At 61.2% G+C, this 24101-nt stretch carries 27 protein-coding genes; 17 read left to right on the plus strand and 10 right to left on the minus strand.

All coding sequences use genetic code 11. The annotated features are described in order from the left end of the window. Positions 1 to 113: 113 nt before the first annotated feature. Genes hisD through RTI30_RS02545 form a run of 8 tightly spaced genes read right to left on the minus strand, consistent with a single transcriptional unit; the run spans position 114 to position 8358 of the window. The gene (hisD, locus tag RTI30_RS02510) at positions 114 to 1412 is read right to left on the minus strand and encodes a histidinol dehydrogenase (protein ID WP_312261334.1); all 1299 of its coding nucleotides are present in this window, start codon (positions 1410 to 1412) and stop codon (positions 114 to 116) included. Continuing rightward, entirely contained in the window at positions 1409 to 2056 is a 648-nt protein-coding gene (hisG, locus tag RTI30_RS02515) for an ATP phosphoribosyltransferase (RefSeq protein ID WP_312261336.1), read from the minus strand. The genes hisD and hisG overlap by 4 nt, the downstream gene beginning before the upstream one ends. Beyond that, on the minus strand, positions 2053 to 3327 hold the full coding sequence (gene murA / locus RTI30_RS02520) for a UDP-N-acetylglucosamine 1-carboxyvinyltransferase (RefSeq protein WP_312261338.1): 1275 nt from the start codon (positions 3325 to 3327) through the stop codon (positions 2053 to 2055). Before murA ends, hisG begins: the two co-directional genes overlap by 4 nt. 9 nt (positions 3328 to 3336) lie before the next feature. Then, entirely contained in the window at positions 3337 to 3657 is a 321-nt protein-coding gene (gene grxD / locus RTI30_RS02525) for a Grx4 family monothiol glutaredoxin (RefSeq protein ID WP_312261340.1), read from the minus strand. Positions 3658 to 3688: 31 nt separating this feature from the next. Next, the gene (locus tag RTI30_RS02530) at positions 3689 to 3925 is read right to left on the minus strand and encodes a BolA/IbaG family iron-sulfur metabolism protein (protein ID WP_312261341.1); all 237 of its coding nucleotides are present in this window, start codon (positions 3923 to 3925) and stop codon (positions 3689 to 3691) included. A 41-nt stretch (positions 3926 to 3966) separates the two neighbouring features. Continuing rightward, the gene (locus RTI30_RS02535; RefSeq protein WP_312261343.1) at positions 3967 to 4809 is read right to left on the minus strand and encodes an ABC transporter permease; all 843 of its coding nucleotides are present in this window, start codon (positions 4807 to 4809) and stop codon (positions 3967 to 3969) included. Further along, a complete protein-coding gene (locus tag RTI30_RS02540) occupies positions 4802 to 6214 on the minus strand; it encodes a peptidylprolyl isomerase (protein ID WP_312261345.1) in 1413 nt (470 codons plus the stop codon). Before RTI30_RS02540 ends, RTI30_RS02535 begins: the two co-directional genes overlap by 8 nt. Further along, positions 6214 to 8358 (minus strand): LPS assembly protein LptD, encoded by a 2145-nt coding sequence (locus RTI30_RS02545; RefSeq protein WP_312274609.1) that lies wholly within the window; start codon positions 8356 to 8358, stop codon positions 6214 to 6216. The genes RTI30_RS02540 and RTI30_RS02545 overlap by 1 nt, the downstream gene beginning before the upstream one ends. 50 nt (positions 8359 to 8408) lie before the next feature. Between RTI30_RS02545 and RTI30_RS02550 the strand changes: the two genes are divergently transcribed. From RTI30_RS02550 to tal, 16 genes are all read left to right on the plus strand, one after another. Continuing rightward, the gene (locus RTI30_RS02550; RefSeq protein WP_312261348.1) at positions 8409 to 9404 is read left to right on the plus strand and encodes a phosphotransferase; all 996 of its coding nucleotides are present in this window, start codon (positions 8409 to 8411) and stop codon (positions 9402 to 9404) included. Further along, complete coding sequence (locus RTI30_RS02555; protein ID WP_312261349.1) at positions 9389 to 10060, plus strand: nucleotidyltransferase family protein; 672 nt, start codon at positions 9389 to 9391, stop codon at positions 10058 to 10060. The genes RTI30_RS02550 and RTI30_RS02555 overlap by 16 nt, the downstream gene beginning before the upstream one ends. Continuing rightward, positions 10050 to 10487, plus strand: coding sequence for a hypothetical protein (locus tag RTI30_RS02560; protein WP_312261351.1), 438 nt, complete (start codon positions 10050 to 10052; stop codon positions 10485 to 10487). The genes RTI30_RS02555 and RTI30_RS02560 overlap by 11 nt, the downstream gene beginning before the upstream one ends. Positions 10488 to 10515: 28 nt before the next feature. Continuing rightward, positions 10516 to 10779 (plus strand): hypothetical protein, encoded by a 264-nt coding sequence (locus RTI30_RS02565; protein WP_312261352.1) that lies wholly within the window; start codon positions 10516 to 10518, stop codon positions 10777 to 10779. Continuing rightward, the gene (locus RTI30_RS02570) at positions 10772 to 11752 is read left to right on the plus strand and encodes a KpsF/GutQ family sugar-phosphate isomerase (RefSeq protein ID WP_312261355.1); all 981 of its coding nucleotides are present in this window, start codon (positions 10772 to 10774) and stop codon (positions 11750 to 11752) included. The genes RTI30_RS02565 and RTI30_RS02570 overlap by 8 nt, the downstream gene beginning before the upstream one ends. Further along, entirely contained in the window at positions 11749 to 12279 is a 531-nt protein-coding gene (locus tag RTI30_RS02575) for an HAD hydrolase family protein (protein WP_312261357.1), read from the plus strand. Before RTI30_RS02570 ends, RTI30_RS02575 begins: the two co-directional genes overlap by 4 nt. Then, entirely contained in the window at positions 12276 to 12821 is a 546-nt protein-coding gene (lptC, locus tag RTI30_RS02580) for an LPS export ABC transporter periplasmic protein LptC (RefSeq protein ID WP_312261358.1), read from the plus strand. The genes RTI30_RS02575 and lptC overlap by 4 nt, the downstream gene beginning before the upstream one ends. Further along, on the plus strand, positions 12811 to 13314 hold the full coding sequence (gene lptA / locus RTI30_RS02585) for a lipopolysaccharide transport periplasmic protein LptA (RefSeq protein ID WP_312261360.1): 504 nt from the start codon (positions 12811 to 12813) through the stop codon (positions 13312 to 13314). Before lptC ends, lptA begins: the two co-directional genes overlap by 11 nt. Continuing rightward, on the plus strand, positions 13311 to 14036 hold the full coding sequence (gene lptB / locus RTI30_RS02590) for an LPS export ABC transporter ATP-binding protein (protein ID WP_312261361.1): 726 nt from the start codon (positions 13311 to 13313) through the stop codon (positions 14034 to 14036). Before lptA ends, lptB begins: the two co-directional genes overlap by 4 nt. A 3-nt stretch (positions 14037 to 14039) precedes the next feature. Continuing rightward, positions 14040 to 15461, plus strand: coding sequence for an RNA polymerase factor sigma-54 (locus RTI30_RS02595; protein ID WP_312261363.1), 1422 nt, complete (start codon positions 14040 to 14042; stop codon positions 15459 to 15461). Positions 15462 to 15566: 105 nt separating this feature from the next. Then, positions 15567 to 15905: a ribosome hibernation-promoting factor, HPF/YfiA family gene (hpf, locus tag RTI30_RS02600; RefSeq protein WP_312261365.1), complete on the plus strand. Its 339-nt coding sequence runs from the start codon at positions 15567 to 15569 to the stop codon at positions 15903 to 15905. Then, on the plus strand, positions 15902 to 16354 hold the full coding sequence (locus tag RTI30_RS02605; RefSeq protein ID WP_312261367.1) for a PTS sugar transporter subunit IIA: 453 nt from the start codon (positions 15902 to 15904) through the stop codon (positions 16352 to 16354). Before hpf ends, RTI30_RS02605 begins: the two co-directional genes overlap by 4 nt. A 40-nt stretch (positions 16355 to 16394) precedes the next feature. Then, positions 16395 to 17315, plus strand: coding sequence for an HPr(Ser) kinase/phosphatase (hprK, locus tag RTI30_RS02610; protein ID WP_312261368.1), 921 nt, complete (start codon positions 16395 to 16397; stop codon positions 17313 to 17315). After that, positions 17312 to 18208 carry an RNase adapter RapZ gene (gene rapZ, locus RTI30_RS02615; protein ID WP_312261370.1) on the plus strand — a complete coding sequence of 299 codons (897 nt, stop codon included), beginning with the start codon at positions 17312 to 17314 and terminating at the stop codon, positions 18206 to 18208. The genes hprK and rapZ overlap by 4 nt, the downstream gene beginning before the upstream one ends. After that, on the plus strand, positions 18205 to 18588 hold the full coding sequence (locus RTI30_RS02620; RefSeq protein ID WP_312261372.1) for a PTS fructose transporter subunit IIA: 384 nt from the start codon (positions 18205 to 18207) through the stop codon (positions 18586 to 18588). The genes rapZ and RTI30_RS02620 overlap by 4 nt, the downstream gene beginning before the upstream one ends. Before the next feature lie 63 nt (positions 18589 to 18651). Next, the gene (tal, locus tag RTI30_RS02625; RefSeq protein WP_312261374.1) at positions 18652 to 19740 is read left to right on the plus strand and encodes a transaldolase; all 1089 of its coding nucleotides are present in this window, start codon (positions 18652 to 18654) and stop codon (positions 19738 to 19740) included. On the opposite strand, the gene RTI30_RS02630 is transcribed toward tal, so the two are convergent. Together RTI30_RS02630 and RTI30_RS02635 are read right to left on the minus strand one after the other, a co-directional pair. Further along, complete coding sequence (locus RTI30_RS02630; protein WP_312261376.1) at positions 19737 to 20510, minus strand: enoyl-ACP reductase; 774 nt, start codon at positions 20508 to 20510, stop codon at positions 19737 to 19739. The genes tal and RTI30_RS02630 overlap by 4 nt on opposite strands. 27 nt (positions 20511 to 20537) lie before the next feature. Further along, complete coding sequence (locus RTI30_RS02635) at positions 20538 to 22430, minus strand: LysM peptidoglycan-binding domain-containing protein (RefSeq protein ID WP_312283321.1); 1893 nt, start codon at positions 22428 to 22430, stop codon at positions 20538 to 20540. A 260-nt stretch (positions 22431 to 22690) separates the two neighbouring features. Here RTI30_RS02635 and gltX point away from each other — a divergent pair, with 260 nt between their 5' ends. Beyond that, the gene (gene gltX / locus RTI30_RS02640) at positions 22691 to 24091 is read left to right on the plus strand and encodes a glutamate--tRNA ligase (RefSeq protein ID WP_312261380.1); all 1401 of its coding nucleotides are present in this window, start codon (positions 22691 to 22693) and stop codon (positions 24089 to 24091) included. The last annotated feature ends 10 nt before the right edge of the window (positions 24092 to 24101 follow it).

The raw sequence follows: 24101 nt of genomic DNA on the forward strand, positions 1-24101 counted from the left end.
ATAGGGATTCTCCATGGCATCGAGCTTGATGAATCCATCACTGGGGGCCACGGCATAGGCGCGGCTGGCGAGCACCGTCGGGCGCAGCAAGCGTTCTTGCAGGGACGGTTCGCTCACCGGGAGTCCTTGCAGCGGGCGGCTGCCGAGCGGGCATGGGCGCTGAGACCCTCGGCGGTGGCCAGGGTTTCGGCCAGACGTCCGAGTTCTTGCGCGCCGGCAGCGCTAGCCTCGATCAGGCTACTGCGCTTGACGAAGTCATAGACGCCCAGGGGCGAGGAAAAGCGGGCGCTGCCGCCGGTGGGTAGCACATGATTGGGGCCAGCGACGTAGTCGCCGAGGGCCTCGCAAGTATGGATACCGAGAAAGATGGCGCCGGCATTTTCGATCTGCGGTAGCAGGGTGCGGGGTTCCTGCACGGCTAGCTCGAGGTGTTCCGGTGCCACCTGATTGGCCAGGGCACAGGCCTCGGCAGCATCGCGAGCGAGGATCAAGGCGCCGCGATTGCCCCAGCTTTGACGGGCGATGGGGGCGCGGTCGAGTTCCGTCAGGGCCTGTTCGACGGCGGCAGCGACGGCTTCGAGGTGGGCCGCATCCCAGGTAATGAAGATGCTCTGGGCGATTTCGTCGTGCTCCGCTTGGGAGAGCAGGTCCCAGGCCAGCCATTCTGCCGGTGCCGATCCATCGCTGAGGACGAGAATCTCGCTTGGCCCGGCGATCATGTCGATGCCGACCTTGCCAAAGACCATACGCTTGGCAGTGGCGACATAGATATTTCCCGGCCCGACGATCTTGTCCACTGCCGGCACCGCCGCGGTACCGTAGGCCAGGGCGGCAACCGCCTGCGCCCCACCGATGCGAAAGACCCGCTGCACCCCGGCCACCGCTGCCGCCGCCAGCACCCAGGGATTGATCTCTCCGTCTGGGGTAGGCACGGTCATGATGATTTCTTCCACCCCCGCCACCTTGGCTGGCAGGGCATTCATCAGCACCGAACTGGGGTAAGCCGCCTTCCCGCCCGGCACATAGATGCCCACCCGACGTAGAGGCAAAATCCGCTGCCCGAGGCGATTACCGGCAGCATCGGTAATTTCCCAGCTTTCGCTGCGCTGCTGTTGATGGTAGCTACGAATACGCTCGGCCGCGGCTTCCAGTGCTGCTCGGCCGCTCGCCGGCAAGGCTTCCAGTGCCGCGTGGCAGTCGTCGAGGGAGATTTCCAAGGCGCTGGCATCGGCCAAGCGCAGACGATCGAAGCGCGCGGTATAGTCGAGCAGGGCGGCATCGCCATGCTGACGCACGGCTTGCAGTATCTCCCGCACCCGCTCCTCGACGCTATGGTCGCCACTGGCCTCCCAGCCATGCAGGGCCGCAAAGGCGGCGGTAAAATCGGCTTGCCGAGTATCGAGACGTTTCATGGCTCTAGCTGCGCCTCCAGTTTGCGAATCAGATTTTCGATGGCGCGACCTTTCCGCTTCATGGCCGCCGGGTTGACCACCAGCCGACTGGAAATGGGCATGATCTCCTCGACTTCGACCAAGCCATTCTCGCGCAGGGTGCGTCCGCTGGAAACCAAATCGACGATGCGGTCTGCCAAGCCCACCAGGGGCGCGAGTTCCATGCTACCGTAGAGTTTGATGATTTCCGTTTGGATGCCGCGCGCCTGGAAGAAGCGCTTGGTGATGCGCGGATATTTGGTCGCAATGCGGACGCGCTCCCAGCTCTCCAGACGGTCGTTGGCAGCGAGGGCGGCGGGTTCGGCTACCGACATGCGGCAAACGCCAATGCGCAGATCCAGGGGCTCGTAGAGGGCGAGATTTTCCTGTTCGAGGAGCACATCCTTGCCAGCAACACCAACATCGGCGGCACCCCAACTCACATAGGTGGGCACGTCGCTGGCGCGGATGACCAAAAACCGCACCTGCGGATCGGTACTCGGCAGGATCAACTTGCGCGATTTCTCGGGGTCCTCGGCCAATTCGATGCCGGCGGCGGCAAAGAGGGGAATGCTTTCTTCCAGGATACGCCCCTTGGAGAGGGCGATGGTCAAGCTCTCGTTCATGCCACTTTTCCACTCTGATTGCGAATGCGTCGGATGTCCGCGCCCAGGGCGCCCAATTTTTCCTCGATGACTTCGTAGCCACGGTCGAGATGGTAGATGCGATCGATGAGCGTTTCGCCCTCGGCCACCAAGCCGGCCAAGACCAGGCAGGCCGAGGCGCGCAAATCGGTGGCCATGACCGGTGCCCCTTGCAGGCGGGGCACGCCGCGCACCACGGCGGTCTTGCCGTCGCTGTCGATCCGCGCCCCCAGGCGCTGCAGTTCGGAAACGTGCATAAAGCGGTTTTCGAAGATGGTTTCGCTGATCATGGCGCTGCCCTCGGCAATGCAGTCGAGGGCCATGAATTGCGCCTGCATGTCGGTGGGAAAGGCCGGGTAAGGCGCCGTACGCACGTCCACCGCCTGCGGTCGCCGATCCATGCGCAGGCGGATGCCGTCGCCGTCCTCGCTAATTTCGGCACCCGCCTCGCGCAGCTTGGTGAGGACGGCGTCGAGAAGGCGGGGGTCGGTGCGGCGTAAAAAGACGTCACCACCGGTCATCGCCGCGGCGACCAGGTAGGTGCCGGTTTCGATGCGGTCGGGGAGTATCTGGTGCTCGCAGCCATGCAGGGCATCGACCCCCTCGATTTCGATGACCGAAGTACCGGCACCGCTGATGCGCGCACCCATGGCATTGAGCAGGCGCGCCAAGTCGACCACCTCGGGCTCGCGTGCGGCGTTCTCGATGCGGGTGTGTCCCTTGGCGAGGGTGGCGGCCATGAGCAGATTTTCGGTCCCGGTCACGGAAACCATCTCCATGACAATGGAGGCGCCGCGCAAACGCGCCGCCTTGGCCTTGACGAAGCCGTCTTCCAAGCGGATTTCAGCACCCAGGGCCTCGAGCCCGGTGAGATGCACATTCACTGGCCGACTGCCGATGGCGCAGCCACCGGGCAGGCTGACCTCCGCCGCGCCATGCCGAGCCAGCAGCGGCCCCAGTACGAGGATGGAGGCGCGCATGGTCTTGACCAACTCGTAGGGGGCAACCAGAGAGTGCACACTGCGAGGGTCGATCTCTACCCCGAGCTGCTCGTCCACCATCACCCGCGCCCCCAGGCAGCTCAGCAGCTCGAGGGTGGTAGTAACGTCGCGCAGGTGCGGCACGTTACGCAAGGTGACGGGTTCTTGCGCAAGTAACGTGGCGGCGAGACAAGGCAAGGCCGCATTCTTGGCCCCGGAAATTCGCAGCTCGCCGCGCAGGGGACCATTACCACGCAGGAGCAGCTTATCCACTGGAAGGAATCAGCCCTGTGCCTTGGCCACCAGGCTCTGCAGCTCGCCCTGCTGATACAGGTCGGCCATGATGTCGGCACCGCCAATGAATTCGCCGCCGATATACAACTGCGGAATGGTCGGCCAGTTGGAAAATTTCTTGATGCCGTCGCGAATTTGCGGATCAGCCAGCACGTCGACGGTAAAGAGCTCCTTCACCCCCGCCTGTTGCAACAGCTGTACCGCCCGTGCCGAAAAGCCGCACTGTGGTGCCCGCGGATTGCCTTTCATGTAGAGGGTGATGGGGTGCTTCTGCACCTGTTCGCGAATGATGTCTTGAATATCGGCCATGGTACCTACCTCGTAAATGGGGGAGAGTGGATTATGCCTTGACTTCGTCGGGGCTCAGGGTGCGCAGTTGCAGGGCATGGATCTCCTCGCGCATGCGCTCGCCCAGGCAGGCATAGACTTGCTGATGGCGCTTGACAAGGGATTGACCGCGGAATTGTTCGGCGACGACCACCGCCTCGAAATGCGCGCCGTCATCGCCAAAAACCTGTACCCGAGCGCCCGGAAGACCAGCCTCGATGAGAGAACGGATGGTATCTGCTTGCATCATGGTTCTAGTGTACCCGAAAAGATCGCGCCTGTGAGCCCATCTCAGGGCCGTAATTTGTAGCCACGCTCGAGCAGTCGCCAGGCCGCCGCCGAGCTCAGTAAGAAAAAGGCACAAGCCACTGCCAAGCAAATCCAGATCGACACGTCGGTATCGCCAAAAAACCCATAGCGGAAGCCATCGACGGTGTAAAAGAAGGGGTTGATCATCGACAGTTGGCGCCAAATGCCGGGCAGGGATTGCACGGAGTAGAACACGCCCGCCAAAAAAGTCAGGGGCATGATCAAAAAATTCTGAAAGCCGGCAATCTGGTCGAATTTTTCTGCCCAGAGCCCAGCAACAATCCCCAGGGCACCCATGCCGCCAGCGCCGAGCATGGTGAAGACGAGAATCCAAAGCGGATGTTGCAAGGGCAGATGGAGAAACAAAGAGGCAAGAACAAGGATTGCCAACCCAACGACGATGCCGCGGGTGATCGAGGCAGCGGTCATGGCCACAAAGATTTCCGTGGGGCGCAAGGGGCTCAGTAGCAGAAAGATGATATTGCCGGTGACCTTGGCCTGGATCAGGCTAGAGGAGCTATTGGCAAAGGCATTTTGCAATACCGACATCATCATCAAACCGGGCACGATGAAGGCGATATAGGACACGCCATGCTGCATGTGCACGTGCGCGCCCAAGGCGTGACCAAAGACGAGCAGGTAAAGCAGGGTGGTGACCAGGGGGGCGGCGACGGTCTGCAGCCAGACCCGGGCGAAGCGCAGCACCTCTTTGCGATACAGGGTCCAGGTGGGAGTCCAGGCGAGAGCGGACAAGGCGCGGTGGCCGAGCAATGCCTCCGGACTCGGGCGCTGTTGCCGCAGAAAGGGGGTTCCCGACTCAAGCATTCTGTGTACGCAGGCTGGGATCGAGGATCTCGACATAGGCGCTGTCGCGGATACGTCGCTGCCACTCTTCCAGGCGTTCCTGTGCGGTGCGCTGAAAGAGCTGCATACGAGCCACGGAATTGAGCTGGGCATCGGATAGGGGCGTCTGACGTTGTCCCAGTGATTGGAGGATATAAATCGAACCGTTCAACGGTATGGGAGCGCTGACATTGCCAGTGGGCAGTGTCGCCAGCACGCGCTCGAGCTCGTCTGGTAGCTGCCCAGGGGCGACCCAGCCCAAATCGCCGCCTTGCGCCGCCGTGCGGCTGTCTTGGCTGTAGCGCTTGGCGAGCTCGGCAAAACTGGCGCCCGCCTGCAGCGAAGACTCGATGTCCTTGGCTTGGGCCTCGGCTTCCTGCTCCTGAATCCCCTTGCCCGCATGAAGGACGATCATTGCCGCCTTGACCTCGGTAACCGAGGGATCTTCGTGCTTGATGTCGAGTAGTTTGAAGATGCGGTAACCCGTGGGGGTGGAAATTACCGAACTGATATCGCCCGGTTTGAGTTTGAGCAAGGCCTGACTCACCGAGCTTGGGAGTTCCGCCGCTTTGACCCAGCCCAAGCGGCCGCCCTGCAAGGCGTCGTGGGCAGCGCTCACTTCCGTCGCCAAGCGGGTGAAGCTGGCGCCATTCACCAGCTCCTCGTGCACGCGGGCGGCGTCTTGGCGCACGGCGCTCAGGGCATCGGGGCTTGGGTCGGCAGGCAAAGGAAGAAATATCTGCTGCAACTCGAAGCTCACTCCGGCCAACTGCTTGAGCTGTGTGGCAAAGGTTCTTACCTCGTCATCGCTCAAATGCACCCGCGCCTCGACCTCTTGCTGCTGCAGGCGATCGACGAGAATGCGATCGCGCAAGTTGTCTTCAAAAGAGGACCAAGACAGCCCCTGCTCACTCAGGGCTTGGCGCAGTTGGTCGGGGGTCAGGTTATTGCTGCGGGCGATATTGGCGACGGCCTGGTCGAGGGTGGCCTGGTCGACGCTGATGTCCATGCGTTTGGCCATCTGCACTTCGATGTCTTGCAGAATCATCTGCTGCAGCACCTGACGACGCAAGACACTATCGGGGGGCAATTGCCCGGGTGCCTGCTGCTGCAACTGCGCTTTGATGGTGGCAACGCGTTGATCGAGCTGCAACGAGGTAATGATCTGATCGTTGACGACGGCCACCACCTTGTCGAGATAATCGAGGTTTGCCGGCAGGCTACTGCTGCTCTCGGGCGCCACTTCGGAGCGCGCGGAAAAGACCCGCGAGGAGTTGCTGGCGGGGGCCGCGAGGAGGGTGTCGCGATTGACGAAGGGGGTGGCTGCGTAAGCAGCACAACTGCTCGCCAAGAGGGCAAGGGTCAGGGTATGGCGTAGTCGAAACATCAGAACTCCATGCGGGCGCCGGGCACATATTGGTCAAGGAAGCCGTTCGAGCTGTTGCCGATACTGGTCAGGCCACGCAACACGATTTCCAGATAGACGGCATCGTTCGTTTGTCCCCCCAGCAAAATCTGATGGAACATCATGAGTTGCGCCGTCCAGCAGCCGCCATCATAGCCGATCCCGACAAGCTGCTCCAAGGGCTTTCGATCCTGCACGTCGTATCGATAACTGCCGAGTAGTCGCCACTGCTTGCCAATGGGCAGGGCCGCCGACACCCCGGCCTGATCTACGAAGTTGCGTGTGTAGCGATAGTCGAGATTGAGCACGGTACCGTTATGGGCCAGCCACTGGGCGCGAAAGTCCATGCGTTCGAAGCGTTTCCAATCGGCATTGGTCTCCGAACTGGCAAGGAAATTGAGATTCGGAAGCGGAGCATACTGCGCCTGCCAAAAATAGTTGGAGCGCGCCGCCTGCGGAATGATATTGCCATCGAGATCGATCTGCTGGCGATTGAAATAACGGATCTGTCCGATTGCTGCGCTCCAGATTTCCCGTCCCCTGGGATCGTACCCGGTTCCCTCCAGACCATAGGTGAGTTGGTTGGCGGCATTGATGCGGTCACTGCCATCAAACAGGGAATTGTCGGTAAAGATCGAGTCGTAATTCTGGTACGGTTGGCTGGCATCGAAATTGGGGATTTGATTCTGCGCCTGCAGTGGAATATACAGATACTTGAACAAGGGATGCAGGACGATGCTGCTGCCATCCTTGCCATCGCGGACAAAATTCAAGCCGCCACGTAGACTGAGGGCCGGCAGACTACGATTGCTGACGCGCGCATAGGGTTCATTGCGTTGAATCTGATAGTGGCTGAAATAGAGCCGCGCTTGCGGTTCCAGAAAGCCCCAGGCGCGGCTCCATTTCCAACCCAGGGTGGGGGTGAGATCGAGGCGCTGGCCGATGGGCCCGGTGCTGGCGTAGAAGTAATTGAAATTACTCCGCCAGTCGAAATATCCGGTTTTGCCCAAGCGCCAATACCCATTGGCGTAAACATAGGGTAGTTGCGCATAAGGAGCGCTGCTGCCTTGGGCGAGCTCCTGGTACCCTTGCAACTCTACCCCGGCCTGTAGATGTTGGCTGCCGTAGTTCACCGCGGCATTGGAAGTTAGGTAGGGGGCATTGCCAACGCCGCCAATGTAGCCACCATTGAAGCCGGTTACGCCGGCGAGATCGGCAAGAAAATTGCGGTAGCTGACGCGATTGTAATTTACCGTCAGACCAAAACCGTCACCCAGATTTTGCTGATGCTGCCAGGAGATTGCCCAGACATTGCTGCCGGTGAGCTTATCGTGGGGTAGCAAATCGAGCAGCAGCTTGCCGTTATAGTTCGGTTCGAGGTAGCGGAATTGATTTTGCAGCAGCACCCCGCGCTTGGTTAGCCCCTCTACCGTCAGGGTATCATCAAGATTGCTGGCGATATCGAAATAGTAGGGAACCCCCAAGGTGAAGCCATTGATGGTGGAGCTACCGATGGTCGGGGGCAGGACTCCCGAATGCCGCTGCAAGGGAAAACTCAAATATGGCAGCCATAGCACCGGCAGGCCATAGACATTGAGGGTGCTGTTGTAGGTGGTGATGTACTGGTCGTTCTGATTGAGATCGAGTTGCTGGCTATAAATTTGCCAGGCCGGAACACGCCCATGGCAGGTGGTGTAGCAGGCCTCGTTCAGGCGATACCGATCCTTGCCCAGTTCCTGGCCGGTACGGGCATGGCCGTGACCATCTTGGCTAGGTAACAGAAATCGGGGATGCAAAACGATACCCTGATTGCTGTGGATTTTGAGGGTGGCTTCGGGGGCGTTGGTCACGATTCCCGGACTGACCATGCGCACCTGACCTTGGGCGATGATCTCGTCTTTGTTCTGGTCGTAGTGCGCTTGGTTGGCGTAGAGGCGACGATCGCCGTACAGCACCTCGACATTACCCGAAGCGGTCCATTGGCCACTGCCGAGACCGTGGATCTGGTCGGCATAGAGCGTTACCGGACCATCCTGACCACAGGCCAGTGCTGGCAAAATAGAGATAACTGCGGCCGCGCAGGTCAGCAACCGGCGCCGCGGGCGATACCGGCCTACGGCCATCATGCGCGTCCCAGGGCTAGGCATAGGTGCGTAAAATCGCACAGAATGCGCGCATGTCGCAATCATCTACCCATACCTTCTCTCCGGCTGCCCAGGCCTTTTTGCACGCCCAGGGCGTGGACGTGGCCGCCCTCGAGCCGATTCCTGGTGATGCCAGCCCCCGTCGGTATTGGCGGACAGGGACGCAACGGATCCTTGCCCAGGTGCCGCAGCCGGCCGAGCTCTTGCCCTTTTTGCGGGTGCAGCGGCGTTTTGCCGCTCTGGGGTTGCCGGTGCCGCGGATCGATGCGGTATCGCTGCAGTTCGGGCTCTTACTGCAGGAGGATTTGGGCAGCCGCGATCTCAAGGAGGCCCTCGACGCTGGCGAGGCGCCGGCGGCACTCTTTGCCGCCACCTTTCCTCTGCTTTCGGGTTTGGCCAAGGCACCGCGGCATCTACGCCCGCTGCCAATGTTTCCCGCCTACGATGACGCTCGCCTCGGGGAGGAGCTGGCGCTGTTCCCGCACTGGTACCTGCGGCGGCATTTACAGATCGTCCTCGATAGCGCTGCGGAAGCGCGGTTGCAGACGCTCTTTGCCGAGCTCCTGCAAGCGGCGGCCCGCCAGCCCAAGGTTTGGGTACACCGCGACTTTCACGCCCGCAATCTCTTGCTGCGCGAGACCGGCGAGGTGGTGATGATCGATTTTCAGGATGCCGTTATGGGCCCCTGGACCTACGATCTCGCCTCTTTACTCTGGGACCGCTACTGGGACTGGGGCCGAGAGCAGCGCCGGGCCTGGATCGAGAGCTATCGCCAGCATCTGCAGCGCGAGGGGGTGGCCGTGCCGGATGCCGCGGACTTTGCTGCCCAGGTGGAGGTGCTCGCGCTCCAGCGTACTGTAAAAATACTCGGGATTTTCTGTCGCTTGGCCTACCGCGATGGCAAGACCGCCTACCTCGAATTTCTGCCCCGTTTTTGGGCGTATCTGGAAGACCTCCTCGCCGGTAACCCCGCCTGGCAATCCTATCTACCGCTGTTTTCGCCCTGGTCGCCATGCAACAAGCCGTGATTTTGGCTGCCGGGCGCGGCGAGCGGCTGCGGCCGCGTACCGACTATCTGCCTAAACCCCTCCTCAGTGTGGGCGGTCGACCTCTCATCGTTCGGCATCTCGACGCCCTCGCCGCCGCTGGTGTCGAACGGGTTTTCATCAATCTCTCCCATCTGGGCGCCCTATTGCCGCGTTTTCTCGGTGGCCAATGGCAGGGAATGGTGCTCGAGTACAGCGATGAGGGACCACATCGCCTCGAAACCGGCGGTGCCCTGGTCGCCTTGCGCGAGCGCTTAGAGGGTCAGCCCTTTTTGCTCCTAAACGGCGACATCTGTACGGCACACCCCTTGCCGGAGCTGCTTGCCAGCGCGCCGGGCCTGGTTTTGGTGGATAATCCCGCGCATCATCCCGCGGGCGATTTTGGCGAGGCGGAGGGTTGGCTTACCCTGCCCGATCCGTCGCGCCCCAGTTATACCTATAGCGGTTTGGCCGTCTTGAACGCTGCTTGGCTGCACGCCTACCCGCCAGGTCCGGCACCGCTTGCGCCTTGGCTGCGCGAATGGATCGCCGCGAGACGATTGCGTGCCTATCACCAGCAAGGATTTTGGTGCGACGTTGGTAGTCCCGAACGACTGTGCTTTGCGCGTAGCCACTGTGGAGGAAAACATGGGATTTGATGCAGAAGACGTGCGCGGCGCCGTGCAAGTACCGCCAGCGCAGGTGGAGCGTTGGCGGGCAGAGTGGCTGCAGCTCCTGGATCTTGCCGTGTGGGGAGAACTCAAGAGCAGCAAAATCGGCGCCCTGGGCAAGTTGCGGCGGCGTCTCCTCGATGCGGGCGAGCGATTGCGCTCCTATACTGCCGACCGTTCCTGGATTCCGCATCCGCGTGAACAGATCAAAAACTGCCTGAGCAGCGGGCTGCAGCTGCGCGAAAGCCTCGATAAGGTTGCCGAACTTCTGGTGGATTTGGAGGCGGGCGCGGCACTCGTGCCTTTGCGCGGCTTGTGGGATAATCTGGCCAAGAATTTGCTTGCCGACCTCGCCCAACGCGAGGAGCGGCTGGTGGCCCTCCTGAATTCGCAATATGGGGAAGAAATCGAGTGAAGTATGCCGTTTGGGGTGCTGAGGGGCGATGAAGATCATTTATGCCCTAATTTTCATAGGCGCCATTGCCTTGTTTTTTTTATTGTTCTGGGTAGATCATCCGCAGATCCTAGCGGGTAGCCCGCCGCAAGGGTCGGTGGAATGGTACCGCCAGCACCCGCGGCAATTGGCCGAGGTCAATGTAAAATGCTGGAAGCTCCTGCAGCAAACCTCTTTTGCAGACATCGACCGGGTTATGGCCGCGCATCCGGAGTGCCATATTGCCTATGAGGCAAGCCGAAGCAGTGATTAAAATTGACCGTGAGGCCCTGCTGCAGACCGGGCGCGAAACCCTGCGCCTCGAGCGTGAGGCCTTGGAAGCCCTCGAGGCCCGCCTCGATGAACCTTTTGTCGAGGCTTGTCGGCTGCTCCTTGCTTGTCGCGGGCGTATCGTCGTCAGCGGTATGGGCAAATCTGGCATCATTGGCAAGAAGATTGCGGCAACCTTGGCCAGCACCGGTAGCCCGGCGCTTTTTCTGCACCCGGCGGAGGGAAGCCATGGCGATCTCGGTATGCTCACCCGCGACGATCTCCTCCTCGCCCTTTCCAACTCCGGGGAAACGGTGGAGCTCCTGGCCATTCTGCCGGTAGTCAAGCGCCTCGGGGTGCCCTTGATTGCCCTCACCGGTAATGCGGACTCCACCCTTGCCCGTCGCGCCGAGGTGCACCTCGACTGTGCGGTGGCCCGCGAGGCCTGCCCCCTCAATCTCGCACCCACGGCCTCGACCACTGCCGCCCTTGCCATGGGCGATGCCCTCGCCATGGCCTTGCTCACCGCGCGAGGCTTCTCTGCCGATGATTTCGCCCTCTCGCATCCCGGTGGTGCCCTCGGTCGCCGCCTGTTGCTTCGAGTCGAAGACCTGATGCGCCGGGGCGAACAGCTGCCGCGGGTCGGCTTGCATACCCCGCTGCACGAAGCGATTTTGGAAATCAGTAGCAAAGGCATGGGGATGACGACAGTGGTCGATGAACAAGACCGCCTCCTCGGCATCTTTACCGATGGCGATCTGCGTCGGGCCTTTGCCGAGCAACAAGATCTCTGGGGACGCTCGATGGTCGACTTTTACCGACCCCACCCCCTGTGCATCGCTGCCGATGCCCTGGCCGCCGAGGCCATGGCGCGTATGGAGGCAGAGCGGGTCTCGGTGTTGCTGGTGGTGGATGCCGACGGACGTCTCGATGGCGTCATCAGCATGCACGACCTGTTGCGCGCGGGGGTGGCATGAGCGATCTCATCCGTCGCTGCCAAGGCCTACGCATGCTCGTTCTCGATGTCGACGGGGTGCTCACCGACGGCCGTCTCCTCTTCGATGCCACTGGCCAGGAAAGCAAGATCTTTCATGTACGCGACGGCCATGGAATTCGCCTGCTGCAGGATTGCGGCGTCGAGGTCGCGTTGATCACGGCCCGCTTTTCCCCCGCCCTGGCCCATCGTGCCCGCGATCTGGGAATCAGCCGGGTATATCAGGGTAGTCTCGATAAAGTGGTCGCCTACACCGAACTACTCTTGGCCACGGGTTACGATGATGCAGAGCTCGCCTACATGGGCGACGATCTCATCGACCTAGCCGTATTGCGGCGGGTCGGGCTGGCTGCAGCGCCGGCGGACGCCCACCCCGAAGTTTTGACGCGGGTACACTGGGTAGCGCAAAACAACGGCGGCATGGGGGCGGTGCGGGAACTCAGTGAGTTCATCCTTCGCGCCCAAGGTAAGTGGGATGGGGTCCTGGCGCGGGCTTTGGGGACGGTATGACTCTGCGTTTCCCTTGGCTTTTGCTGCTGGCGGCGTTGGGCGCGGCGCTCCTCTGGTGGACCTGGCCGCGCCACGCCTTACCTTATCCCGCCATCGATTGGAAAAGCGGTATTCAGCGCGGCGATCAGGCAGCCAGCGATGTGGTGCTGCGTGAGTACGACGCCGCGGGCGCCTTACGCTTGCTTGCGCGGGCGCAAACTGCCTACCATCTGCCAGCAGGCAATCGGACCTATCTCAGCGACCTCTCGGTGCAACGCTTTCGCGCCCAGGGAAATTTTTCTTTGCAGGCAGCGCATGGCCTGTTGCAAAACGGCGATCAGGAGCTCACGGTCTGGGGGCAGGTCCTTGCCACCTTGGCGCCAGACAACACCCTGCGCACGGACGAGCTGCACTACGATCCAAAGACCGGAATTTTGCGTACGTCGTCGCCGGTCTATCTAACCCACGGCCGCAGCAGGTTGCAGGGAACCGGCCTATGGGCCTCCATCAAACAGGAGCAGTTTCAGTTGCTAAGCGGGGTGCAGGGTGTCTATGAACCGTAATTTCTGGCCAGTCCTCGTTCTGGCCTTGCTACCCCTTTCCGTGCTCGCTGCCACGGCCTCTGATGCCGAACTGGGCAAGGGCCCCATCCATATTGCCGCCGATCAGCTCCGCGGCCAGAACAAGCCAGTACAAGAGGCCATATACAGCGGTAACGTCGTCATGCAGCAAGGCGATCTCATCATTCATGCCGCGCAACTCACTATCCACGCCAACGCCGGCAAGGTCGAGAAGGCGGTCGCCACGGGTAATCCGGTCAGCTTCACCATGTCGAGCGCCCAACGTCATGGCTACGGCCAGGAGTTGAGCTACGAGCCGGGTAGCGGGCGCATCGTGCTCACCGGTGATGCGCATCTCTGGCAGGGCAAAAATGAGGTCACCGGCAATCAGGTGATCTACCTGCTGCAGAGTCAGCAGACCGAAGTCACGGCAAGCCCAGGGGGGCGGGTGCGCTCGGTCTTCTATCCGGCCAAGGACGACAAGTCGAAGCCATGACCGCAGAGCTGCGCGCCGAATCCCTGGTCAAGCGTTTTCGCCGGCGTACCGTCGTGCGCGGGGTGTCGGTGGAGGTGCAGGCGGGCGAGGTGGTGGGTCTTTTGGGACCAAATGGTGCCGGCAAGACCACGACCTTCTACATGATGGTGGGCCTGGTACGCCCCGATAGCGGCCGTATCCTGCTCAATGGCGAGGATATCAGCACCCTGCCCATGCACCGGCGGGCGCGCTTGGGACTGGGCTATTTGCCCCAGGAGCCTTCGGTGTTTCGACAGCTGAGTGCCGCGGACAACATCCTGGCGGTTCTCGAACAACTTCCTCTTAGTGCCGAAGAACGTAGTGAGCGCCTCGAACAGCTACTGTCGGAGCTGCATTTGCAGAGTCTGCGCAATAGTCGCGGTCAGAGTTTATCGGGCGGCGAGCGGCGGCGGGTAGAGATCGCTCGCACCCTGGCCATGAACCCGCGCTTTGTGCTCCTCGATGAGCCCTTCGCCGGTATCGATCCCATCTCGGTCATCGAAATTCAGCAGTTGGTGCAAGGTCTGAGTGAGCGTGGCATTGGCGTTCTCATTACCGACCACAATGTGCGAGAGACCTTGGGAATTTGCCAGCGCGCCTATATTCTGCACGATGGGCAGGTGCTCAGCGCCGGCAGTCCGCAGGAGATCATTGCCCACCCCGCCGTACGCGAGGTGTACTTGGGAGAGCAGTTCAAGATCTGAACCATGAAACAAGGACTCGAACTCAAACTCGGCCAGCACTTGGCCATGACGCCGCAACTGCAGCAGGCCATTCGTCTGCTGCAGCTGTCGACCCTCGATCTGCAGCAAGAAGTGCAGATGATGCTCGACAACAATCCCCTGCTCGACGAGGAGGAAGGCCCCGAGTTAGTGTCTGAGCCGCAAGAAAGCAGCCCAGTGGCGGAAGATCGCCAATTGGATCTTGCGGCCAGCGAGAATCTGCCCGATGAATTGCCGGTCGACAGCCAGTGGGAAGACGTTTTCGACCTTGGCAGCGTTGGGCCGAGCACGGCCGGCAGCGAGGACGACCTGCCGGACTACGAGGCGCGTAACAGTCGCGCCCAGAGTTTGCAGGACTACCTGCGTTGGCAGGCGGATCTCACCTCCTTCAGCACGGAAGAGCGCAGTCTTGCCGAGCTGATCATCGATGCCATTGACGACAACGGCTATCTACAAGCAAGTGTAGAAGAGCTGGCGGAGACCGCCGGGCAAAGTCCCGAGGCTTTGGCAGCAGTCCTTGCCCAGGTGCAGGACTTCGATCCGCCGGGGGTAGGAGCTCGCACGCTGGCGGAATGCTTGTCTCTGCAGTTGCAGCAATTTGCTGATGAAGATCCTGCGCTGCCCCTGGCTCGGCGCATCGTCGAAACACAGCTCGAACTGTTGGCCAAGCACGATTATGCCCGTTTGGCGCAGGTCCTCGATGTGCGCGAGGAAGAACTGCGCGCTGCCGTTGCCCTCATCTCCGCACTCAATCCCAAGCCCGGGGCGGAGATTGGCGGTGGCGGATCCGAGTATGTGATTCCGGATGTGATCGTCCGCTGGGTGGGCAAGCGCCTGCGGGTCGAACTCAACGCCGAGGCGATGCCGCGGCTGCGGATCAACCGACATTATGCCGATCTTTCCTCCGGCAAGGATGCCGCGCACCGCTACATCCAGGAACAGCTCAACGAGGCGCGCTGGTTCATCAAAAGCTTACAGAGTCGGCAAGAAACCATTCTCAAAGTTGCCAGCGCCATCGTCGAGCGTCAGATCGAGTTTTTCCGTAGCGGCCCCGAAGCGATGCGACCGATGGTCTTGCGCGACATTGCCGAGGCGGTGGAGATGCACGAGTCGACGATTTCCCGGGTTACCAACCAAAAATTCATGGCCACCCCGCGCGGACTCTTCGAATTCAAATATTTCTTTTCGAGCCATGTGGGTACCGAGCAGGGCGGCGCTGCCTCGGCGACGGCGATTCGTGCCGTCATTGCCAAGATCATCCAGGCTGAGGACCATCTGCACCCCTTGAGTGACGCCGAGATCGCAAAGATTTTGGGCGAGCAGGGCATACAGATTGCACGCCGCACGGTTGCCAAATATCGCGAGGCCGCCAACATTCCCCCGGCGAGCCAGCGTCGCGGTTTTTGAGTCGACCTCGCCGCTTTTGCAATCGTGACCAAGGCGCTACACTGAATATGGAGCGGTAGAGCAGTGACGGACTCCCATAATTGCAACGAAAGCTAGGAGCTTGCCATGCAACTACACATTAGTGGGCAACACCTGGACCTCACCGAGGCCATCAAAAATCATGTCACAGAAAAGCTCGGTCGCCTCGATCACTATTTCGATCGGGTGATTGTCGGGCGGGTCGTACTCAAATATCTGGGGCACGAAAAACTCTCCAATGTAGCCGAAATCAGCGTCAGCGCCCCCGGCCACGATTTCCATGCCGAAGCGCGTGCAGCGGATATGTACGTAGCCATCGACCAACTCGCGGAAAAGATCGATGGGCAGGTGCGGCAATACAAGGAAAAACTGCAGCGCCACCGGGGCGCTCCAGTAGCCGCTGTGCTTGCCAGCGAAACCGAATGACCATGGCTGCTTTGCCGCTCCGCGCAGAAGCCATTCTCCTCGATACACCAGACCAGGATGCCATGAGTGTTCTGGGACGGTTGGCTACCTTATTTGGCGTCGCTGCCGCCATGCCGGCAGAAGACATTCTGCAAGCACTGCAAAACAGGGAAGCACAGGGTTCCACTGCCCTGGGTGGAGGCGTCGCGGTTCCCCACGCTCGTCTCGCGGGTATCGGGCAAACCGCCGTTGCCGCCCTGCGCACCCGCAGTCCGGTAGATTTCTCGGCGCCCGATGGCGAGCCGATACGCCTTTTCTTGGGCGTGCTCGTGCCTGCCTCCGCTACCCTGGAGCACCTAGAGATACTATCGCAGCTGGCTACCCGTTTGGCGCGGCCAGAGCTACGCCAGCAACTGCTGCAGGTGACGAAGCCTGCGGATTTCCGGTCCCTCCTTGTCGAGGAAGCCTAGAAACCAGTTGCCTTGCCACCGCCGGTGGTGCTGAGGAGCCATGGATCGAAGCGTTGCCGTAGTACGGTTGGTAGCCGATCTCCAGCGCGAGCTGGGCTGGAGCCTATTACATCCGGGGCGTGCCGATAATGCCCTCAGCGCCGATCCGCAACATGTGAGCGATGGTGCGGCGCTGGTGGGTTTTCTCAGCTTTATCCGTTCGCACCCGGTGCAGGTACTTGGGCAAGCGGAGTTGGATTACCTTCTCAGCCATCCGGCCCAAAGGTATCAGGTCAAGCGGCTGCGGGTATTGGTTCTGGCCGAGGGCGTTTCGCCCCCTGCCGATTGGTTGGCGGTAGTCCTTGCCGAGGGCGTCAGCGTCCTCGCCTGTCCGTTGCCGGCGCGTAAGATACTGGTGCGGCTGCAACAGTATCTACAACGGGAACTGGCGCCGCGTTGTCATTTGCATGGCGTGCTCGTCGATGTTCTTGGGGTAGGAATTCTGATCCAGGGCGAGGCCGGTATCGGCAAGTCCGAATTGGCCCTCGAGTTGGTCAGCCGTAACCATCGTCTCATTGCCGACGATAGCGTCCTCTGTATCCTCGAGGCGCCAGGGGTGGTGACCGGGCACTGCCCCCCGGCCCTACAAGATTTCATGGAGGTGCGCGGCCTCGGGATCGTCAATATTCGCCAGCTCTTTGGCGCCGCTTCGGTGATCGATTCCAAGCGATTGCGCCTAGTGGTGGAAATTCGCGATATGGCGGAAATGCAGCTGGCAGATATCGACCGCCTGCAGGGCCAGGTCGATAATTGGGAGATCTTGGGAGTGCCCTTTCCCCGCCTGCGCCTGCCGGTGAGTGCCGCACGCAACCTGGCGGTATTGGTAGAGGCGGCGGCACGTGCCCACTATGTACGCGAGTCGGGCATCGACATGCTGGCAATTTTCGATCGACAAACCCGCGGGGGACCGAGCGCGCCATGAAAAATCTCAGTGACTTCGTCCTCATTACCGGCCTTTCTGGTTCCGGCAAGACGACCGCCTTGCAGGCCTTGGAAGACCTGGGCTACTTTTGCGTCGATAATCTCCCCGCCACTCTTTTGCAGTCCCTGCTCGAAGAGATTGCCCATCACCAGCGCGATTTGCTGCGCGTTGCCGTTAGCATCGATGTGCGCAATCGTGTTTTTCTGGATGCCTTACCAACGGCGCTCGATAGTTTGCATCGGGACTATGGCCTGCAACCGCGTATCCTCTTTCTCGATGCCGACGAAGAAACCCTGCTGCGGCGTTACAGCGAAACCCGGCGACGCCACCCCCTGAGCGATCAGGCGACCGAGCCGGGGGCGGCCCTGCGCCAGGTGCTTTTGCGCGAGCGGATTCTTCTCACGCCTCTGTCGCGACTCGCCGATCGGGTTCTCGATACCTCCCAGGTGCGTAGCCACGCTCTGCATCTGCGGGTGCAGGCGTGGGCGCAGGTGGCGCGCGCGCGCGGCTTGGTTCTCCTGCTGCAGTCCTTTGCCTTTTCGCACGGGGTACCGGCCGATTCGGATTTTGTCTTTGACCTGCGCGCGCTGCCGAACCCCCACTACGAACCAGAACTACGCCTGCTTACCGGTCGGGATGCGGCGGTGCAGGACTTTCTCGCGGCGCAGGAGCTGGTGCAGACGGCGCGCCAGAGCCTGGAGCTCTTTTTGCGCCAATGGCTGCCGCCCTTTGCCGAAGACCACCGCAACTATGTCACGGTTTCTCTCGGTTGCACCGGTGGTAAGCATCGCAGCGTATACATGGTCGAGGTGCTGGCCCGGGCCTTGGCCGGGAATGGCCAGGAGGTCTTGGTGGAGCACCGCGAACTCGATTTACGGGAACGTTTCTCTTGAGCCAGGCACGCCTTCTACTACTCACTCATCGCGGCTTGGGGGCGGCCTTTCTGGAGGTCTGTACGCATATTTACGGTGCGCTTCCCGATGATCTCGAGGCCTTGGCTCCCGAAGGAGACGATCTTGCGCCCCTCCGCCAAGGGCTGGTGGAGCGCATTACCAATGCCAATGCCCAGAGCCCGCTTCTGATTCTTTGCGACATTCGCGGCGCCAGCCCCGCCAACGCCTTGCCCGCGCATAACGACAATCCTTGGGTCGCCGTCGTCTATGGACTGAATTTGCCGATGCTGCTGCGTGCCCTGGGTCGCCGCGGAAACTGGCAGGATCTCTGTGCCGAGGTCCTCGAGGGTGCCCATGCCGGTATCCATACCGCCTCATGAATCCGCCGCCCGGCGCGATTCTGCACTAGACTCTAGAGCAGGAAACTTGCCGAGGAAAAGCGCATGGTCGATTTACGCGAAGTGCGGTCCCACTGGGGCCAAAGTCTGTGGCTCGACAATCTCTCTCGTACCCTGATTCACGACGGTATTCTGGCGCGCTACATCGAAGCGGACGGGATTTCTGGGGTTACCTCCAACCCCAGTATTTTCCAGAAAGCCATTCATGAAAGCCCGTACTATCAAGAGGATCTCGCTTTGCCAGCGGAGTCGGCAGAGCGCCTCTACGAGCAGATGGTGCAGAAGGACCTGCAAATGGCTTGTGACCTTTTGCAGCCCATCCATAGCGCTACCAACGGTGACGACGGCTGGGTGAGTTGGGAGGAGTCGCCCCGCCTAGCCATGGACGAAGACGCAACCGTGACCGAGGCGGAGCGTCTGCGCAGCATCGTGCAGCGTGATAATCTGCTGATCAAGGTTCCCGCCACGGCGGCGGGCATTGCCGCCCTGCGCCGACTGATTGGGCGTGGCATCTCGGTCAACGTGACGCTGATGTTTGGTCTGCACCATGTTCGCGCGGTTTTTGCCGCGTATCGACAGGGTCTTGCCGACTGGATCGCTGCCGGCGGCAAGGCAGAGCAGGTCAAGGCCGTCGCCAGTTTGTTTCTGTCGCGGGTGGATACCCTGGTCGACCAACGATTGGAGCAGATCGGCAGTGCCGAAGCGCTGGCTTTGCGCGGCAAGGTAGCAGTCGCCATGGCCAAGAAGGCCTATGCCATCTACCGCGACGAGTTCCACGGCAGCGGTTTTGCGCCCTTGCGCGCCCAGGGCGGACGCCCGCAGTACCTACTTTGGGCCAGTACCAGCACCAAGAATCCCGCTTATCCCGATTTGCTCTATGTGGAGCCGCTGATGGGGCCAGAGACGATCAACACCCTGCCCGACGCAACCCTGAGCAAGCTGCGTGAGCATGGGCGACTTGGCAATCGCCTGGAGGAGGGCATGAAAGAGGCGGAAGCGACCCTCGCCCAGCTGGCGGAATTGGGCATCGACCTCGATGGTGAAATCGCCCCGCAGCTGCAAAAAGAGGGGCTCGACGCTTTTTCGCAGGCCTTTACCGCCATGCTGGCGGAGGTCGAGAAGCGCCGCGGCTAAAAGCCGACCGTGTTATATCCGGCGTCGACGTAGGTGATTTCACCAGTGATGCCGGAGGCGAGGTCGGAGCAGAGGAAGGCGGCAACATTGCCGACCTCTTCTTGGGTAACATTGCGCCGCAGCGGCGCATGCTGGGCATAATGATCGAGAATGCTGCGAAACTCGCTGATGCCGCTGGCCGCCAGGGTACGGATCGGCCCCGCCGAAATGGCATTGACGCGGATCCCCTCCGGCCCCAAGGCATAGGCAAGGTAACGCACTCCCGCCTCGAGGCTGGCCTTGGCCAATCCCATGACGTTGTAGTTGGCCATCGCCCGCTCGGCGCCCAAGTAGCTGAGGCTGAGCAGAGCTCCCTGACGCCCCTGCATCAGCGGACGCAGAGCCTGCGCAAGGGCCGTAAAGCTGTAGGAGGAAACCTCGTGGGCAATGCGGAAGCCTTCTTGAGTGGTGACGTCGGCATAGTTTCCAGAAAGCTCATTCTTGGGTGCAAAAGCGGCGCCATGAATGGCGATGTCGACCCCTCCCCAGCGTGCTCTCAGATCGGCAACCACCGCCGCTACCTGGTCGGCATCGAGGAGATCTAGGGGCAGGGGGGTGGGTGCATTGATCTGCGCGGCTAACTCTTCGACGCGGCTCTTGGTGCGCTCGCTTTGATAGGTGAGCAGCACGCTCGCACCCTCCCGCGCCATCGCTTGGGCAATGCCCCAGCAAATGGAGCGCTCATTGGCAACGCCAACCACCAAAGCCTGTTTGTTCTGCAAGAATCCCATCGTCGGTAAAAGCTCCAGTCTTTTGATTTAGCGCAAGAAGATGGTCAAATGTTTACCCGGTTGCAGATCCGCTGCCGAGGCGAGGCGATTCCACTGCACCAAGGCGTGGGGGGAGACATGAAACTGCTGGGCAATCTGCCAGACCGAATCACCAGGACGAACCACATAGGTCGTCGCGCGTGGTGCCGTGGCTAGCCGTTCCTGCTGCGGATTCAGGGAGGCCACGACGCTGCCGCGGGCTGGCAGGCGCAGGACCTGGCCAGGGTGGATGACGCTGTGGGTACTCATGTCGTTGGCCGCCGCCAATGCCGCAACGCTCGTCCCAGCACGCTGGGCGAGCTGCCACAGGGATTCACCGGGACGTACCCGGATACTGCCGCCGCTGCGCTTGGCGGCATAGACGGCAGTCTGCAGATGGGCACCGGGCAACCGTAATCGTTCACCCGGGTGGATCATGCTCGTCTCGCGCAGGCCGTTGGCAGCGGCCAGAGACGCCACACTCACGCCAGCTTGTTGGGCGAGTTGCGTGAGAGAATCGCCGGGTTGTACGGTGATCTGCTGTGGTCGATAGGCGGTTTGCACGGCTGCGGCCTTACCGCCGTAAATGACAAGACGCTGCCCCACTTGCAGGCTGCGGGCAGAGCGTAAATGATTCCAGCGCTCCAGGTCACGCACGGAGGTTCCGGTGCGCAGGGCGAGTTCGGAGAGGGTCTCCCCCGGCCGCACGGAAGTATAACGCACTACCGATACTGCCTGGGTGGCTACCGCCGCCACCGGCATGGGCTTTGGTGCTGCCGGGGCTGCTACGGCTTGCTCCGGCGCGGGGGTTTGGCTGCTCGGTGCTGCCGGGATACTATCCTGCTCCTCGCTCGGCATCTGCAGGAGTGCGGTGCGCAGGGCCTCCGCCTTGTCTTTGGGCACCACCAAGGAGTAGCCAGCGGGAGCAACACCGTGACTGAGGCCGGCATTGAGGCGCTTGAGCTCAGACTCCGAAACGTTCATGAGCTGTGCTGCCACCTGCAGGTTGACCCGCCGCGGCGTGTGCACGAGGGCAATGTGGGCGCTATTGGGAATGCTAGGCAGATCGACGTGGTAGGCCTTGGCGTTTTCGATGATCTGTGCCAGACCGAGGAGCTCGGCGACGTAGTTTTCGGTTTGGCTGGGCAGATTCAAGTCCCAAAAATCCGTGGGCTGTCCGGCCGCAACATTCTGTTGGATGGCCGCCGAGACGGTTCCCTGCCCGGCGTTGTAGGCAGCAATGGCAAGGAGCCAGTTGCCGCCGAAGTAATTGTACAGATAAGAGAGGTAGTCGAGGGCGGCGTTGGTGGAGGCCGTGAGACTGAGGCGTGGATCACCCCAGCGGGTATTTTGCAGCCCGAAATTTCTTGCCGTGCCGGGCACGAATTGCCATAAACCGGCAGCCGCTGCGGGCGAGAAGGCCTTCGGGTTATAGCCGCTCTCGATGGCCGGCAACAAGGCGAGCTCCATCGGCATGCCGCGTTCTTGCACGGCGTTCGCCACGTAGTACAGGAAAGGCCGAGAGTTGTGGAGAATCTCTTCGAGCTTGCCCTGGTGCTGCAGAAACCAACTCCGCCATTTGGCAACCCGGGGCCGGGACACGTCGCTGATGCGGAATCCCTGTACGAGCGCCGTCCAGATCGTCTCCTGGGAATCCGTCAGGGCCTGATCTTGCTGCTGCAGCTGATGAAAATCCTGCAACAGCCCACCGCTTTCCGGCGTCGTTGCGACCGTATCGTCGGCACTTGGCGTGGCCGTGGGCTGCAAACGGGCGATCAGTTGAGAGAGGGTTTCCTGGCTACCCGCATCTTCCGGGGTACCGCTGGCGCCATTGTGCGCCCAAACTGCAGGCGCAGCACAGAGAACGCAAATCGATGAGAAGGCGATGGCCGACTTTCGCATGTGACTCCTTCTTTGGTGAGGAGGCCGAAAACGAGCACCCTGACCAAATCTGCAGATTTTACCGTGTATAAACAGAACGCTGGCTCTCTTGTTAGGAGGTACCGTGGGCTGATACTAGGGGCAACCAGCGTCCTCGTCAATGCAAATTATGCACTATCAAAAATTCCTATGGCTGACGAGGCTTGCCGGGTTGGTGAGGTGTGGCGCTCGCCTGCTATGATCGACCCTTCTACCCGACTATCAGATAGGATTTGCTGTCGATGACCGTTCGTACCCGATTTGCCCCCAGCCCCACGGGTTATTTGCATATTGGCGGTGTGCGTACCGCGCTCTTTTCCTGGCTGCATGCCCGCCAGCACCAAGGGCAGTTCGTTTTGCGCATCGAAGATACCGACCTCGAACGCTCCACCCCCGAGGCGACGGCGGCAATCATCGAGGGCATGCAATGGCTCGGGCTCGATTGGGACGAGGGCCCTTTCTACCAGACCCAACGCATGGACCGCTATGCCGAGGTCTTGCAGCAGATGCTGGCAGCGGGAACGGCGTACCACTGCTATTGCAGTAAGGAAGAAGTCGAGCAGATGCGCGAGGAGCAGCGCGCGCGCGGCGAAAAGCCGCGCTACGATGGCCGCTGTCGCCATCGCCACGAGCCTCGGCCGGGCATCCAGCCGGTGATTCGTTTCCGCAGCCCCGACGAGGGCGAAACAGTGGTCGAAGACCTCGTGCATGGTACGGTGCGCTTTCAAAATCAGGAGCTCGACGACCTCATCATTGCCCGTTCCGATGGGACGCCCACCTATAATTTCTGTGTCGTCGTCGACGACTGGGATATGGGTATCACCCAAGTCATTCGCGGTGATGACCATCTCAACAACACACCGCGGCAGATGCAGATCCTCCGCGCCCTGGGTGCCACCCCGCCGCAGTACGCCCACGTGCCGATGATTCTCGGGCCCGACAAGCAAAAGCTCTCCAAGCGCCATGGTGCGGTGAGCGTGCTCGAGTATCGCGAGGAAGGCTTTCTACCCGAGGCCCTGCTCAATTTTCTGGTACGCCTGGGGTGGTCCCATGGCGATCAAGAGGTCTTCAGCCGGGCAGAGATGCTGTCGTACTTTCGTATCGAGGAGGTACATAGGGCGGCCTCGGCTTTCAATCCCGACAAATTGCTTTGGCTCAATGCCCAGCATTTGCAGGTATTGTCGACGGAGGACTTGGCGCAACGGCTGCATCCCTATCTCCTTGCGGCGGGGGTCGACGCGACGGCTATTGAGGCTGGTCCGGCCCTGGCAGCAGTGGTACCGCTCCTGCGCGAACGGGCCAAGACCCTGGTCGAAATGGCAGCGGCCGCAAAAATGTTTTATCGGGCACCACAGCAGGCTGAGGAGAAGGATCTCGACAAACACCTGCGCGGCAATGGACCCCTGCTCGCGGCGGCGGCGGCGGCCTTCGCCGCTTTGACCGATTGGACCGTGGCCGACCTGCATCAAGCCCTGCAGACGCTGGCGCAGGCGCATGCCGAGGGCAAGCTGGGTAAGGTCGCGCAGCCGTTGCGGGTGGCGGTGGCCGGTTGCGCCGTTTCGCCCCCCCTCGACCAGACCCTGGCGGTGCTCGGACGGACAGAAACCCTGCAGCGTCTGCAGTACGCCCAGTCTTGGCTCTAGGCTACCCCTT

Source organism: Candidatus Igneacidithiobacillus taiwanensis (genome assembly GCF_031962545.1).
Classification (GTDB): domain Bacteria; phylum Pseudomonadota; class Gammaproteobacteria; order Acidithiobacillales; family Acidithiobacillaceae; genus Igneacidithiobacillus; species Igneacidithiobacillus taiwanensis.